Origin of the sequence: Amycolatopsis cihanbeyliensis (assembly GCF_006715045.1) — a bacterium.
Classification (GTDB): Bacteria; Actinomycetota; Actinomycetes; order Mycobacteriales; family Pseudonocardiaceae; genus Amycolatopsis; species Amycolatopsis cihanbeyliensis.
The window spans coordinates 809,526-823,982 of the sequence record NZ_VFML01000001.1 but is presented as its reverse complement, the minus strand read 5'-3'; the positions used below and the strand labels follow the sequence as shown (position 1 = coordinate 823,982).

At 70.9% G+C, this 14,457-nt stretch carries 18 protein-coding genes; 8 read left to right on the top strand and 10 right to left on the bottom strand.

Annotation, left to right across the window (positions count from 1 at the left end; all coding sequences use genetic code 11):
- Window positions 1–90: 90 nt before the first annotated feature.
- Both FB471_RS03440 and FB471_RS03435 read left to right on the top strand, forming a co-directional pair.
- Entirely contained in the window at window positions 91–648 is a 558-nt protein-coding gene (locus FB471_RS03440; RefSeq protein ID WP_141995891.1) for a GntR family transcriptional regulator, read from the top strand.
- A gap of 97 nt (window positions 649–745) precedes the next feature.
- Complete coding sequence (locus FB471_RS03435; RefSeq protein WP_246076228.1) at window positions 746–1,726, top strand: MsnO8 family LLM class oxidoreductase; 981 nt, start codon at window positions 746–748, stop codon at window positions 1,724–1,726.
- Between the two features lie 4 nt (window positions 1,727–1,730).
- On the opposite strand, the gene FB471_RS03430 is transcribed toward FB471_RS03435, so the two are convergent.
- The 3 genes from FB471_RS03430 to FB471_RS03420 all read right to left on the bottom strand — a co-directional run bounded on the left by FB471_RS03430 (window position 1,731) and on the right by FB471_RS03420 (window position 5,319).
- Entirely contained in the window at window positions 1,731–2,276 is a 546-nt protein-coding gene (locus FB471_RS03430; RefSeq protein WP_141995890.1) for a GrpB family protein, read from the bottom strand.
- Between the two features lie 66 nt (window positions 2,277–2,342).
- A complete protein-coding gene (locus tag FB471_RS03425; protein ID WP_142001542.1) occupies window positions 2,343–3,845 on the bottom strand; it encodes an alpha/beta hydrolase in 1,503 nt (500 codons plus the stop codon).
- A gap of 394 nt (window positions 3,846–4,239) precedes the next feature.
- Entirely contained in the window at window positions 4,240–5,319 is a 1,080-nt protein-coding gene (locus tag FB471_RS03420) for an ATP-dependent DNA ligase (protein WP_141995889.1), read from the bottom strand.
- 88 nt (window positions 5,320–5,407) lie between these two features.
- On the opposite strand from FB471_RS03420, the gene FB471_RS03415 reads away from it, so the two are divergent.
- From FB471_RS03415 to FB471_RS03390, 6 genes are all read left to right on the top strand, one after another.
- Window positions 5,408–5,827: a hypothetical protein gene (locus FB471_RS03415; protein ID WP_141995888.1), complete on the top strand. Its 420-nt coding sequence runs from the start codon at window positions 5,408–5,410 to the stop codon at window positions 5,825–5,827.
- 89 nt (window positions 5,828–5,916) lie between these two features.
- Entirely contained in the window at window positions 5,917–6,993 is a 1,077-nt protein-coding gene (locus tag FB471_RS03410) for a PLP-dependent cysteine synthase family protein (RefSeq protein ID WP_141995887.1), read from the top strand.
- The gene (locus FB471_RS03405; protein ID WP_141995886.1) at window positions 6,990–8,252 is read left to right on the top strand and encodes an MDR family MFS transporter; all 1,263 of its coding nucleotides are present in this window, start codon (window positions 6,990–6,992) and stop codon (window positions 8,250–8,252) included. Before FB471_RS03410 ends, FB471_RS03405 begins: the two co-directional genes overlap by 4 nt.
- A gap of 117 nt (window positions 8,253–8,369) precedes the next feature.
- Window positions 8,370–9,347, top strand: coding sequence for an alpha/beta hydrolase (locus tag FB471_RS03400; protein ID WP_141995885.1), 978 nt, complete (start codon window positions 8,370–8,372; stop codon window positions 9,345–9,347).
- Window positions 9,348–9,414: 67 nt separating this feature from the next.
- Window positions 9,415–10,815 (top strand): UDP-N-acetylmuramate--L-alanine ligase, encoded by a 1,401-nt coding sequence (gene murC, locus FB471_RS03395; protein WP_141995884.1) that lies wholly within the window; start codon window positions 9,415–9,417, stop codon window positions 10,813–10,815.
- 47 nt (window positions 10,816–10,862) lie between these two features.
- Complete coding sequence (locus FB471_RS03390; protein WP_170220684.1) at window positions 10,863–11,339, top strand: beta/alpha barrel domain-containing protein; 477 nt, start codon at window positions 10,863–10,865, stop codon at window positions 11,337–11,339.
- Window positions 11,340–11,357: 18 nt separating this feature from the next.
- Here FB471_RS03390 and amaP read toward each other — a convergent pair whose 3' ends face one another.
- From amaP to FB471_RS03355, 7 genes are all read right to left on the bottom strand, one after another.
- Window positions 11,358–11,960 (bottom strand): alkaline shock response membrane anchor protein AmaP, encoded by a 603-nt coding sequence (gene amaP / locus FB471_RS03385; RefSeq protein ID WP_141995882.1) that lies wholly within the window; start codon window positions 11,958–11,960, stop codon window positions 11,358–11,360.
- Complete coding sequence (locus FB471_RS03380; protein WP_141995881.1) at window positions 11,957–12,493, bottom strand: DUF6286 domain-containing protein; 537 nt, start codon at window positions 12,491–12,493, stop codon at window positions 11,957–11,959. The genes amaP and FB471_RS03380 overlap by 4 nt, the downstream gene beginning before the upstream one ends.
- A gap of 36 nt (window positions 12,494–12,529) precedes the next feature.
- The gene (locus FB471_RS03375; RefSeq protein ID WP_142001540.1) at window positions 12,530–12,925 is read right to left on the bottom strand and encodes an Asp23/Gls24 family envelope stress response protein; all 396 of its coding nucleotides are present in this window, start codon (window positions 12,923–12,925) and stop codon (window positions 12,530–12,532) included.
- Between the two features lie 196 nt (window positions 12,926–13,121).
- The gene (locus FB471_RS03370) at window positions 13,122–13,298 is read right to left on the bottom strand and encodes a hypothetical protein (RefSeq protein ID WP_141995880.1); all 177 of its coding nucleotides are present in this window, start codon (window positions 13,296–13,298) and stop codon (window positions 13,122–13,124) included.
- A 32-nt stretch (window positions 13,299–13,330) separates the two neighbouring features.
- Entirely contained in the window at window positions 13,331–13,621 is a 291-nt protein-coding gene (locus FB471_RS03365) for a hypothetical protein (protein ID WP_141995879.1), read from the bottom strand.
- Window positions 13,618–13,968 carry a hypothetical protein gene (locus FB471_RS03360; protein ID WP_141995878.1) on the bottom strand — a complete coding sequence of 117 codons (351 nt, stop codon included), beginning with the start codon at window positions 13,966–13,968 and terminating at the stop codon, window positions 13,618–13,620. The genes FB471_RS03365 and FB471_RS03360 overlap by 4 nt, the downstream gene beginning before the upstream one ends.
- A 3-nt stretch (window positions 13,969–13,971) precedes the next feature.
- On the bottom strand, window positions 13,972–14,433 hold the full coding sequence (locus FB471_RS03355) for an Asp23/Gls24 family envelope stress response protein (RefSeq protein WP_141995877.1): 462 nt from the start codon (window positions 14,431–14,433) through the stop codon (window positions 13,972–13,974).
- Window positions 14,434–14,457: the final 24 nt, after the last annotated feature.

The following is a 14,457-nucleotide window of genomic DNA, read 5'->3' as shown; positions in this document are numbered from 1 at the left end:
TCTCCCACCGGTCGGGTTGCGGCGTGCCGTTTACCGTGGCACGGCGGCCGTGACTGGTCAAGACGAGATGTCCTGTGGAGGATCGCGTACGTGGTGGATCGAACAAGTGGCGTCCCGGCCTTCCGCCAGGTGGCGGCGGACCTCCGGGAGAGGATTGCCGCTGGGCAGTACACACCCGGTTCTCGACTTCCCAGCGAGCGAGAGTTGGTCGATACCTACGGCGTGTCCAGGCCGACCATCCGCGATGCCGTGAACATGCTTCGCGCCGAAGGCATCGTCACCGCGGAGCACGGCCGCGGCGCGTTCATGGCCGATGCGGCCGCGCGGGGGTGGACGCCCTCGTCCTCGGTGAAGATCCGGTTCGAGCCCGCTGACGATCGTGTCGCCGAGTGCCTCGGTATCCAGGCCGGTGACGAGGTGACCGCGCGGGATCGGGTAATGCGGGCCAACGGGCTGGTCGTCCAACTCGCGGCGTCCCGGCTTCCGCGTGACCTCACCCACGGCAATGCGATCGAGCAGATCGACACCGGGATACCGGTGGTTACCGTGACGCGCATTGCCCACGGCAAGGACCGGCCGCTGGAGATGAACGACATGGTCCTGCCCGCCGACCGCTTCGAACTCTCCTACGAGTGGCCAGCCGACTGACATCCCACCTCGACGAGCGGGGCTGCCGAACGGGAATGCGCCTGCGGCGTCCCGGGTTGCACCGGGCGTGAGGTCGCTGTCGTCGTTTCGGCTTTCCGTGCTCGACCGTTCCCAGGCGCGACAGGGGCACAGCCACGCCGAGGCGCTGCGGGACACGGTTCGGTTCGCGTCCGAACTGGAGGCGCTCGGTTACCACCGGTTCTGGGTGTCCGAGCATCACAGCGTTCCCGGGGTCGCCGGTTCGGCGCCGACCGTGCTGGCCGCCGCGGTCGCCTCGGCCACCTCCGATATCCGGGTCGGGACCGGCGGGGTGATGCTGCCGAACCATCAGCCGCTGGTGGTGGCGGAGCAGTTCGGTGTGCTCGACGCGTTGTTCCCCGGCCGGATCGACATGGGGCTGGGTCGCTCGGTGGGCTTCACCGGGGGCATCCGGCGTGCGCTGGGGCGGGACAAGGACGCCGCAGAGGATTACGCGGGCCAGGTGGCGGAACTGCTCGGTTATGTCCAGGGCACCCAGCGCGCGCATCCGGGAGTGCACGCGATTCCCGCCGAGGGAGCGCGGGTCGCCCCATTCATCCTGGCCACGGGCGCCGGTGCCGGGGTGGCGGCCGACCTCGGCCTTCCGCTGGTGATCGCGGCCGTGCGCGGGGAGGACGCGATGCTGGCCAGCATCGAACGGTACCGCGCGCGGTTTCGCCCCTCGGCCTGGTCGCCGCACCCCTATGTCGTCGTGTCGACGGCGGTGGCCGTCGCCGAGTCGACCGAGCGGGCCCGCCGGCTGCTGATGCCGGAGGCGTGGGCGCTGACCCAGGCCCGTACCCGTGGGGTGTTCCCTCCGCAGCGGTCCCCCGGGGAGGTCGCCGCGCTGCCGATGAACGACCGGGAACGCGGCCTGTTCGAGGAGGCGATGACCGGGCAGCTCCACGGTACCGAGCCGGAGGTGGAGCGGCAGCTGTCCGGGCTGGTCGAACGTAGCGGCGCGGACGAGATCCTGGTGACGATGTCCACCTTCGACCCGGCGGCGAAGCTGGACTCCTACCGCAGGCTGGCCGGGATCGCCGCGCCGCGGCCTGCCTAGAGGGTCACGAACCCTGGCCGAGGACCTTGGCCACGAACTCGCCCTTGGCCGCGGTGTAGCCTTCGCGGTCATTGCCGTGCTCGTCCGCCAACCGGTGCTTCAGCCGCGCGTACTCCCGGGCCAGCTGCGCATCGGAGCGGAGCGCGTCGCGGAACGCGAGCTGCTCACGCCAGCGCGGGTGCCCCTCCGGGATCAGATGCAGATGGGCGTACCGGTCCACGCCGGACGCGGTGGGTTTGACGAAGAACCGCCGCCACGGCCTGCGGTCGGTCTCCGGTGGCACGTAGTGCCAGTCCTCGGTGGCCAGCCGCCCGGCGAGCGCGGTCACCACCTCGTCCGGGTCGGCGACCGAGGCCATCAGGTCGAGCACCGGCTTGGCGGCCAGCCCCGGCACCGCGGTGGACCCGATGTGCTCCACGCCTTCCACCAGCCACGGTCCCAGCAGCTCGGTCAGCTCGGCACATTCCCGGTCGGCCTGCACCATCCACTGTTCGTCATGCGGGCGCAGCACCGGTTGTGCGTACGCCCACGCGGGAACCTCGCCTGCCATCGGTGCCAGTCTACGTACCCGTGCCGATTTCGCCCGGCGAGCGAGGCTCGGCTGGTGGCGAGGGTGCTATGCCGGGCAGAGCGTGCCCTCCTTCGGCACGGTGCCCTCGACCAGGAAGTCGCGGGTGGCGTCCGTGACGCAGGAGGAGGCCAACGCGCCGTGCCCGGCCCCCTGCCAGGCGATCCGGACCGCGCTCGGCAGCTGCTCGGCCGCCCGGATGGTGCCCTTCTCCGGGGTCACCGGGTCGGTCGCCGTGCTGATCACCATGATCGGCGGCGCGCCACGCGCACCGGCCTCCGGCAACGGGTCCGTGCGCACGGGCCACGGGCCGCACCAGGCCAGCCGCTGCGCCAGCAGCGTGCCGAACAGCGGCTGCTTGCCCGCGGCGTCCCGCAGCACCTCGTTGATCCGGTCCTCCGGCAAGCGGGTCGCCATGTCGTTGCACATGGTGGCCAGCGCGGCGTCCAGCCGGGGCGCGTGCAGCGAGGTGTCCCGCAGCAGCGGCGCCACGAAGGCGGCCAGCCCCGCCGCGTCGCCGCCCCTGGCGGCCGCGATGGCCGCGGCGAGGTCGGGCCAGCGTTCCCGCTGGCCGAGGCCGATCCGCACCGCGTGCAAGGCGAGCGCCGGCCCCATCCGGGTGCCGTTCGGCGTATACAGCGGCGCCGTCCTCAGTTGCTCGGCGAGCGCGGTGACGGCCTTCCGCGCGTCACCGAGCGCGCAGTCGCGGTCCGCGCAGTCCTCCCCGAAACGATCCAATGTGGATAATGTTCCCGCCGCGATGTCGGCCAGCACCGACACGGTGTTGGGGGAGGGATCCGGGATTCCGTCCAGCACCATCCGGCCGACCCGGTCCGGGTACCGGGTGGCGTACGCGGTGAGTACCGAGGACCCCTCGCCGTGGCCGATCGCGTGCAGGTGGTCCAGGCCCAGCTGTGCCCTGATCTCGTCCAGGTCGCCTGCCGTGCGCCAGCCGTCGTAGGCGGTCTGGCGGTTCTCCAGCCCGATGGTGCACTGCTGGCCCGCCTTGCGCGCGGCGTCCAGCAGCGGAGCCACCTCGGTGGCGGCCGGGTCGTACCCGAGCAACTGCTCGCGGATGTGGGTGGGGACGCAGCCGATCGGATCGGACTGACCGGTGCCCCTGCGGTCCACCCCGATCAGCGAGAACCGCTCCAGCACCTCGGGCGGCAGCCGCTTCGCGATGCGCGCGGCGTGCAGCGAACCCGGTTCGCCGTCGACGTCGTTGAGCACCGCGAGCGGGATCGGCCCGTCGCCCACCTTGAGCAGGGAGAGCCGGATGACACCGCGGCCCGGCAGGTCGGGCGTGTCCAGGGTGGTGATCACCCGGCCGCAGGAGAAGCTCAGCCCCGCGGGCAGCGAGTCCCCGAGCCGGGCGCTGGTTTCCGTGCGGCACTCGGACCAGGACATCCCGGAAGCCCGCGGCTCGGCGAGCGGTGGCAGCGGGACCTGAGCGGGCTCGTCCTGCGGAGCCTGCGGTGCGGGTCCGTCGTTCTGCACGATCGCGGGCCGGGTGGAGGGGCCCGCGGTACATCCGGCGAGCACCGGGATCATCAACGCCACGAGCGTCAGCCCGCGGAGGCCACGCGGGATGCTGCGGTTGCTCACTGACCCCTCACTTCTCGGCGACACTCGGTGTCTCGTGCTCCGGGCGGCCCCCGTCGCCCGGATCGTGCGTAACCCTCGGTGTCCTCGACCTTCGCATGCGCAGGGTGAGCCGAGTGTGAGCGGGTCAGTGCTTGTCCGGAAACGCGCGACACGACCGTCGTCAACGGCACGGCGGCGCGGAGTGCCACCGGTTGGGTGGCGGTGGGAGACGGGCGGGTGGGGCCCGGACTGTCGTACCGTCGTCACCTTCGCGGGTGAGACGTCCCGCCTCCCGGCCCGTGGGCTTTCGCCGCGCGTTCCTCCGCTCGGCACCAGGGCCCGAGCCGTTCCCGGACGCCGCTCACACCGTCCGTTTGACCTCGCCGCGGAACACGGCGTCCAGGTCGTACCGGGCGGGCTGGTCGAGCTGGTCGTAGGTGCAGGACTCCGGCTCCCGGTCGGGTCGCCAGCGGGCGAACTGCGCGGTGTGCCGGAAACGGGACGGCATTCCGCCCTCGGTGTTCTCGTAGCCCACCTCGAGCACCCGTTCGACGCGCAGTGGCACCCAGGGTTGCTCGGCGGAGCGCCAGCGGTTGATCGCCCCCGGCAGCCGCTGCCCCTCGACCACCGCCTCGCCCAGCCAGGGGTGCCCGGCGCCGTCGGTGATCAGCGGGGCCAGTTCGGTCGCCAGCTCGCGTCGCCTCGCGACGGAGAACGCGCCGACCACGCCCACGTTGTGCAGCACCCCGGCCTCGTCGTACAGCCCGAGCAGCAGCGAGCCGACCGCCTCGCCGGGCTCGGTGTCCACATGCCAGCGCAGCCCGGCGAGGACGCAGTCGGCGGTGCGCGAGTGCTTGTACTTGGCCAGGATCCGCTTGCCGGGGGAGTACGGGGCATCCAGCGGCTTGCCGATCACGCCGTCCAGTCCGGCCCCCTCGAACAGGGTGAACCAGTGCCGCGCCGTGGCCGGGTCGTCGGTGGCCGGTGTGATGTTCAGCTCGTCGCCGGCCAGCGCGGTCAGCCGCGCCCGCCGGGCGCTGGTCGGTTCGTCGACAAGGGACTCGTCACCCAGTGCCAGCAGGTCGAACGCGATGTAGCTGGCAGGGGTCTGTTCGGCGAGCAGCTCGATCCGGCTCGCCGCGGGATGGATCCGCTCGGTCAGCGCGTCGAAGTCGAGCTTGCCGCCCACCGCGACCACCAGTTCCCCGTCCAGCACCACCCGCTCGGGCAGCTGGCCGGCCAGCTTCTCCAGCACCTCGGGGAAGTACCGGTTGAGCGGCTTCCCCGAGCGTGCCTGCAGGGTGATCTCGTCCCCTTCGCGGAACACCAGGCAGCGGAAGCCGTCCCATTTCGGTTCGAACAGCAAGTCGTCTGCGTCCGGGATCTGCCGTACGGCACGCGCGAGCATCGGCTTCACCGGTGGAGTGATCGGAAGCGGCATGCCGACATTCTGCCCGGATCGAGCCGGGGTGCGAGCCAGGTCATAGCCGGTGTGTCGGTATGCGACGCTTCGGGTACGTTTGGTAGCCGTGGGCAGTCAGCCGGCGACCGGACGCCTCTTCGTGCCGTCCGCCATGCTGCTCGTGTACCTGCTCTGCCACCTGATGCCGGGCGCCGTCGACCATGTCGAGCCGCTGGCCGCGTCCGCGGTGCCCGTGGTGTCCGATGTATCCGGGATGTCCGCGGTGTCCGAAACGGACGCCGACTGCCGGCATCCCGCACCGGACCCGGTACCCCCGCATGACGCCGACCACCCACGCTGCGTGGCCGTACCCCGGTCCTCGGACGGCGCCGCGGCGGTGCCGCTGCTGCTGTTCCTGCTCCCCGGCACCATCCCGGCCGGGCGCCTCGGCGGGGCGTGCGGGCCACCCGGCCCGCGCCGGGGTCCACCGCCCGTGTCCCGGGGTGGCCGGGACGTGCTGACCGCACTGTGCGTGCTGCGGAACTGATCGGCCGGTGACGACCGGCAGGCGCGAACCGCGCCGCCGTCGTCCTCCCGCGCCGTACACCGCCCTCGCACAGAAACGGGACTCGACTCATGCTTTCGCACGACATCGCCGTGGCCACCCCTGCGCGGCCGCAGGGACCCGCGGTCGGCAACACACCGGTGGTCTGGATCGACACGCCGTTCACCACCGACGGCAGGGGCTTCTGGGCCAAACTGGAGGGGAACAACCCCGGCGGGATGAAGGACCGCCCCGCGCTGCACATGATCGCCAGGGCGAGGGAACGCGGGCAGCTGCGGCCCGGCGGGATGATCGTCGAGTCGACCAGCGGAACGCTCGGCCTCGGCCTGGCACTGGCCGGGATCGTCTACGGGCACCCGGTGACCCTGGTGGCGGATCCCGGGATGGAACCGATCGTGCGGCGCCTGCTGCTCGCCTACGGCACGCGGGTGCACATCGTGGACCGGCCACATCCCACCGGCGGCTGGCAGGAGGCGCGGCGGCAGCGCGTGGCCGCGACCATGGCCGAGCATCCCGGCGCGTTCTGCCCCGACCAGTACCACAACCCGGACAACGTGTCCGCCTACGAGTCGCTGGCCACCGAGCTCGTCGCGCAGCTCGGCAGGGTGGACGTCCTGGTGTGCTCGGTGGGCACCGGGGGTCACTCCGCGGGCGTGAGCCGGGTGCTGCGGCGGCACTGCCCCGGACTGCGGCTGGTCGGCGTGGACACCATCGGCTCGACCATCTTCGGGCAGCCGGCGCGTACCCGGCTGATGCGTGGGCTGGGCTCCAGCATCTATCCGGGCAATGTGGACTATTCCGCGTTCACCGAGGTGCACTGGGTCAGCCCGGCCGAGTCGGTGTGGACCTGCCGCAGGCTCGCGGCCGCGCACTACGCCTCGGGCGGCTGGAGCGCGGGCGCGGTGGCACTGGTCGCCGGGTGGCTGGCGCGTACCTGCACCGTGGAGACCCGGATCGCGGCGATCTTCCCGGACGGGCCGCAACGCTACTTCGACACCGTCTACAATGACCAGTTCTGCGCGGAACACGGCTTGCTGGAGAAGGAACCCGCGCCGGAGCCGGATTCGGTCGGCGCGCCGGATGAGCGCGAGGTGCGGCAATGGACCCGGTGCGCCACGGTGATCGACCCGCTGCGGGGTGACCGATGACCGGGGTGCTGAGCCAGTTCCGCTCCTTCGACCGGCCGGTACGGCTGCTGGCGATCAACCAGCTCACCATCAACATCGGCTTCTACATGCTGATGCCGTACCTGGCCGCGCACCTGTCGGTGGGGCTCGGCCTCGCCGGGTGGCTGGTCGGGTTCATCCTCGGCGTGCGCAACTTCTCCCAGCAGGGCATGTTCCTGCTCGGTGGGATGCTGGCCGACCGGCTCGGCTACAAGCCGCTGATCGTCACCGGCTGCGCGCTGCGTACCGCGGGTTTCGCGATGCTGGGGCTGGTCGACTCGGTGCCGTCGCTGATCATCGCCTCGGCGGCGACCGGGTTCGCCGGCGCCCTGTTCAACCCGGCCGTGCGCGCCTACGTGGCCGCGGACGCCGGTGAGCGCAGGGTGGAGGCGTTCGCCCTGTTCAACGTGTTCTACCAGTCGGGTATCCTGCTCGGGCCGCTGATCGGGCTCGCGCTGACCGGCGTCGCCTTCCGGCTCACCTGCCTGGTCGCGGCCGTGGTGTTCGCCGTGCTCACCGTGTTGCAGGTCCGGTCGCTGCCCACCCGCGCCGTGGACGGCGGGCTGCGGGTGCTCGCCGGGTGCCGCCAGGTGCTCGGTAACCGGAGGTTCCTCGCCTTCGCGGGCACCATGATCGGTTGCTACGTGCTCTCTTTCCAGGTCTATCTCGCGTTGCCGCTGGAGACCCGCCGGCTCGCGCGGGACGAACTGACCGGCACCGTGCTGGTCGGGGCGTTGTTCGCGGTGTCGGGGCTGCTCGCCGTCGCCGGGCAGTTGCGCATCACCGGATGGTGTCGACGGCGGTGGAGTCACGGGCAGTGCCTGACCGCGGGCCTCGCGTTGATGGGGGCGGCGTTCCTGCTGCCGCTGCTCACCGCCGGCACACCGGCGGGCAGCGGCTCGTTCGGCGCCGTGGGTGTGTTCTTTCCGGTGCTGGTGTCGATCGCGTTGCTCACCCTGGGCACCGTCGTGGTGTTTCCGTTCGAGATGGACACCATCGTCACCCTCGCCCAGGACCGGTTCGTCGCCACGCACTACGGGCTGTACAACACGATCTGCGGGATCGGTATCGCGCTGGGCAACCTGGGTACCGGCGCCGCGCTGGACCTGGCGCGGCAGCGTGGGGCCGCGTGGGTGCCCTGGGTGGTGCTGACCGTCATCGGGGTCGCCTGTGCCTTCGGGGTGCACCTGCTGAGCCGGTCCGGGAGATTGGAACCCCGGCGAGCGCTGACCACACCATAGGCGACCCGGACAACCTGTTCGGCCCAGTAGCACACCGGCCGGGTGCACGGCGAGTGCGGGATGTCGAACCCCATCCCGCGATATGGCTACTCCCCGTCGTATGCCGATAACTCAGGTATGCCGACTCGCCGCCTGCCGCTCCTGCTGGCCGCCGTGCTCGCCCTCGCGGTGCCGGTGGCGCCCGCCGCCGCCGGCACCGACGCGGCGCGGGTGGTGGAGGAGATCCGACTCGACGAACGCACCCTCGACCTGCGGATCGACTCGCCCGCGCTGGGCAGGGTGGAGTCGGTCCGGCTACTGCTGCCCGCGGGGTGGTCGGCGGAGGCCGCGCGCACCTGGCCGGTGCTGTACCTGCTGCACGGCGCCGACGCGGACTACCGGGCGTGGACCGAACACACCGACGTCGCCGCGGCCACCGCCGGCGCGGACGCGATCATCGTGCTGCCGGAAGGCGGGCGGTGCGGCAACTACTCGGACTGGTGGAACCAGGGACGGCACGGCCCGCCCGCCTGGGAGACCTTCCACCTCACCGAGGTGCGCGGGTTGCTGGAGCGGCACTACCGCGCGGGCCCGGAGCGGGCGGTCGCCGGGCTGTCCATGGGCGGTTTCGGCGCGCTGTCCTACGCGGCCCGCCGGCCCGGGATGTTCCGGGCCGCGGCGAGCTACAGCGGGGCCGTGCACACCCTGATCGACCGGCCACGCTGGCCGGACGGCCCGGACGTGATCAAGCTGATGCGCCTGGCCTGTGCCGGGATCGACTGGCGGGATCTCTGGGGCGATCCGCGCATCCCGGCGCAGCGGGAGATCTGGCAGCGGCGCAACCCCTACGACCTCGCCGCGAAGCTGCGGGACACGCGGCTGTACATTTCCTCGGGCAACGGCGAGACCGGGCCGCTGCGGCCGCCGGGCAGCGGGACGTTCGAGGCCGTCGCCGAACGTGTGGTGCACGACATGGGCCGCGCGCTGGTCGGCCGGTTGACCGAGCTGGGTGTGCCGGTCACGACGCACTTCTACGACGGCGGGCACACCTGGCCGTACTGGCAACGCGAGCTGCGCCGCTCGTTACCGATGCTGCTGCGCGCTATCGGCGGCTGATCGGTTACGACAAAACCGCGACATTCTCCGGAACACGTCGCGACGTGCCGCCGGAAACATCGTGCTCATGAGGAACGAACCGGCAGACCTTGGATGTGTTCACCTGATCGGTTGTGGCGGAATCGGGATGGCTCCGCTGGCGGAGATGCTGTTGCGGAACGGATCCCAGGTGACCGGAAGCGAGCTACGGGAACGGTCCACGGCGGCGAAGCTGCGCCACCTCGGTGCGCGGATCAGCACCGAGCACGCGGAGTCCAACGTAGACACAGCGAACACGGTCGTGTTCTCCACCGCCATCCCGAGGGACCATGTCGAACTGGCAGCGGCACGCCGTCGCGGGCTGCGTGTGCTGCACCGGTCCGAGGCGCTCGACGCCGTCACGCGGGATCTCACCATGATCGCGGTCGCCGGCACCCACGGCAAGACCACGACCACCGCGATGGTGGCGGCGATCCTGCGGAACTGCGACATGGATCCGTCCTACTACGTCGGTGGGGAGATCCCCGGCATGGGGTGCGGAGCGTACGGCGGCGGGCAGCATGTCGTGGTCGAGGCCGACGAGAGCGACCGCTCGTTCTTGAATCTCACACCCGGGGTAGGGGTCGTCACCAATATCGACTCCGATCACCTGAACACCTACGGCACCATGACCGACCTCGCGGCGGCGTTCCGGGAGTTCTGCCTGCGCATCGAACCCAGCGGTTTCCTGGTGACCAACGCGGATGATCCGCGCTGCCGTGCGCTCGCGGCAGCCGTGCGTGACACCGGCACCCCGGTCTGGACCTACGGGATGGCCGGGGACGCCGACCTGCGCGTATCCGACCTGTCGGCGACGACCACCGGCAGTCACTACATCGCTCATCTCGACGGAACCCCGCTCGGCACGGTCGATGTGCCGATGCCGGGTGAGCACCTCGCGGCCAACTCCGCGGCCGCGTTGCTGATCGCGCTGCGGCTCGGTCTGCCCCCAGGAGCGGCCATCGACGGTCTGGCCGGGTTCCCCGGTGTGCGCAGGCGGTTCGAACTCAAAGGCGACGAAGGTGGCGTACGAGTCTACGACGACTACGCATGCCACCACACCTCGATGACCGCGTCGTTACGGACCATGCGGTCGCTCGCCGGCGACGGGCGACTGCTGGTCGTCTGCCAGCCGGTGCGAGCCTACCGGGTACGCGAGTTCGGCGACGACATGGCGAGGGCGCTGGGCATCGCCGACCAAGCGGTCGTTCTCGAGGTCTACGGTCCCGGCGAAACCTGGGACGAGCCCGTTGGCGGAGCGGCGCTGACCAGTGCGATCCCGTTACCGGACGGGGCCAAGAGGTTCCTCGGGTCGGTTTCGGACGTTCCCGAGGAGGTCGTCGGGAGGGTTCGGCGCGGTGATGTCGTCGTCACCCTCGGCTCCCCGGAGATGTCTCAGGTCGCCGAGCACATCGTCGACGTGCTCCGGCACGAAGCGGGGTCGCGATGAGCGCCTCGGCGCGGAACCGACGAGAGCAAGCCTTTCCGCTGGAGAAGATGCGGCTGCTCAACCACGACGCACCCCCGCCGCGGCGGCTCGACCTGCGTGGCCCGGCCCGAATCTCCGCGACGGTGACCGACCAGGACGCGGCGGCGATCTACGTGGTTCCCAGTTGCCCGGTGGACATACTCGACGCCAGGGTCGAAACCGAGAAGCCGGTCATCTGCTGGGAACCGGCCGTGTCCGAGTACCACGTGTGGGAAGCACGCGTATACGGCGCCGACGCCGTGCTCATCGGCGCCCGTTGTGCACTGTTCGACGAGCTGTACGAACTGATCGAAAATCTCGGCATGAAGCCGATCATCGAGGTACGGAACGAACGAGACGCGCTGGGCGCGGTGGCACAGCGGGCTCGCCTCGTGCACGTCCAGATGAGCAGGTATCCCGCAGAGAGCCTGGCACCGGGGACCGTGACGATCGCCCGCCCGGGCCTGCCCGCCGACGTGGTACTCGTTCCGCGACCGGCACCGTGAGTGCCGTGAGATGACGGTTCAGCGGACGCGCCGGCGTTCGGCTGCGTCGAGTTCGAGGCGTACCGCGGTCGGCAGGGCTTCGATGCCGAGGGATTCGCGGGCGCGGGTGAGCACGGTGGTGTCGAGCTCCTCCCAGACGGCGCGGAGGTCGCTGCCCTCGCGAAGCCAGATACTGATCCGCAGCGCCGGGTCGGCCGGGTCACCGACCGCGCGGACGCGGGCACGGTGCACGCCTTGCACCGACTCGGCATCAGCCTGCACGGCACTGGCGATGGCGCCCGAGGTGACGGTGAGCTCGCTGCCGACCGAGCGATCGAGTTCGATATCCGGCCTGCCCTCGGGACGCAGCGAACGGACGAACCACCACAGGCCGAAGACCAGCAGCAGCACCCCGACCACGATCGCGACCGTCTTGGCCAGCACCGGCCGCGTGCCCAGCCAGTCGACCGCGATCGGATCCAGGATCGGGCGTTGCGCGCGGAAGCCGCCGAGCCAGCCGAGGCTCACCACCAGCGCGGCCACGCCGGCGAGCAGACCGAGCAGGCCGAGGACGAAGGTCAGAGTGCGTTCGGCGCGGTAGGAACGGGCGAGTGCCTTGGTGGAGGTTGAGGTGCGGCTCATCGGCGGTCCTTGGGGGAGTCGACCACGACGGATACCTTCGGGTGCTCGGTGAGTGGGACCTCGCCGAGCAGGTGGGTGACCGCCTCGGCCAGCCGCGGGCGGAGCTGCCGCTCGTCCTCCAACCTGCTGACGGCGCGGATCCGAACCTTCTTCGCGGAAGCGGTGACGGTGGCACCATCCACATTGTCCTGCGAGCGGACCCGGTGCCCGACGAGCCTTGCCAGCGAACGGGGCGAGGTGGTGACGCTGACCGAGGGCGCAGGGTCGTGCAACCGGATGGAACGCCTGCGCGCGACGAGCGCGGCCAGCAGCAGGATCAGCCCGGCGGCCGCGGTGATCCCGGCGACGACCCGGATGCCGGTCGAGGTCCACTGGAGCTCGCTCAACCGAGCCTGCCAGCTCGGCCACGGTAGCAGCAGCGGGGCGTCGCCGGGGCGCCACCAGTGCCAACCGACCTCGAGCGCGATGAGCCCGCCGGCGGCGGCAACGGCCAGCGCCAGCAAGGTCGAAAGTAGACGGACGAATACCCGCACCGTTTCACTCCATGGTTTGGTCAGCAGGTTGTCGAGTCAGCGCACGCGCGGCTGGATCTCGGGAAGCAGGGCGGACACGGTCACCCGCAGCGAGCGCACCCGGTAGGCGGTGAGGCGTTCCACCTCCTCGGTCACCCGCTCCCGGACCTCGCCGGTCACGGTGCCGATCGAGGTCGGGTAGTGCAGCGCGAGGTCCATGGACAGGTCCACCTCGTCGGCCCGCCCGGCGACCTTGGCGCTGGACCCGTGCGTACCCAGCCCGAGGCCGGCGACCCGACGCTGCGCCCGTGTCGTGCCGTCGACCTGGTCGGCCGTCCGCTGCGCGATCTTGCGCACCACCGTGTGGCTGATGCTCAGCGTGCCGCGCTCTTCCGGCTCGGTGCTTGTTCCTGAACTCGCGACACGGTCGGCCCGGCCGGGCTCGGACTTCATCACCACAGTCACCTTCGCAGCTCATGCGCCCGGCCTCGCCGCCCGTGGGCTGTTCGCCGCCGAACAGAGTGGCGCGCGTCAGCGCCTCCATATGGGTGGTGGTGGGAGACGGGAGGGCGAGTTCTGCCACTCGCCTCGAGTGGCAAGGTCCAGTTCAGGAGCAGACTCTCCGGCAGTGCGGCGGGCGCGGGGGTGGTCACCGGTCCCGGCCCCTGCCGAAGACGTCGCCGAGATCCAGTTCGCCGTCGAGCACCCTGCCGACGACGAGGCCGATCACTCCGACCGCCAAGGTGATGAGGAAGGCGATGAAACTCTGCGAGGCCGCGAGGCCGAGTACGAGGCCGGCGATGATCCCGGTCTGCGTTGCGTTCAACGTTGTCTCCTTGGAAGCGATCTGCATGGTGGTCAGCGAACCCGAGGTGGGCGACGCTTGCGGCCGCGCCATCGCTTGACCCGATTGGTCAGGCCCGTCACGCCGCCCGGCTCCTTGACGAACACGACCGGAGCGTCGTAGCGGCTGTCGTCCTCGGGCTGGTCCTGCTGGTTCTCCGGCTGCTCGCCGCGGCGGAACCGGTCCAGGCCCTCGGCGAACACGTGCGGGTCCCCACCGACGTCGGGGTGGTTCTCGCGCACGAAAGCTCGGAAGGCCGCGCGTGCGGCGCGGCCCTCCGCACTTCGGTCGGGAACGTCGTTCACGTCACCCGGTTTCCGGCTTCCGGCTCGGTCTCGGTGCTGTCGGCGTTGACTTCCACATCGACCACGTCGACATGGACAGGTACGTTACCGGCGAGCGCCTGAACGCGCTCCCGGAGCTGCGCGGTCACCGCTGGCAGCGAACCGTCCAGCCGGAGGACGACACCGACCTCGACCGGAGCGCCGACCTCGGTCACCCGCACCCCGCTGACCTTGTGACCTGGCAGGTGCGTGGCGAGGGTGCCCAGCGGCCCGCCGTCGAGGCGGACCACCGAGGGGTGCGCGAGCAACTCACTCGCGATGGCGTGCGCCAGGTCTTCCGGCCGGCCGGATCCGGCTGCGGCGGTCATCGATCACTCCACCCGAGACGACGGTTCTTCCTCGCCATCCTCCTCGGGAAGGTGGATGTCGTTCACCGAGATGTTCACCTCGATCACATCGAGACCGGTGATCTGCTCGACGGTGGTGATGACGTTACGGCGGACGGCGCGGGCGACGTCCACGATCCGCGCCCCGTACTCCACGACGAGGTCGAGATCCACGGCGGCCTGCTTCTCGCCGACCTCGACGGAGACGCCGGAGGTGGTCACCGTGCCGGAACCGGGAATGCGTTCCCTGATGGCACCGAACGCGCGGGACACCCCGCCGCCGAGTGCGTGCACCCCGGAAACCTCACGTGCGGCGATGCCGGCGACCTTCTGCACGACCGAGGAGGAGATCGTGGTCTTGCCCGCCGAACCCTCCTCGTTGAGTGCCGACGTCCCCGGCTTGGTGACGGCCGTGGTGTCGGTGTTGCTCGTGCTGGTCTGCGCCATGACGGCTGCTCCTTTCGAACCCTG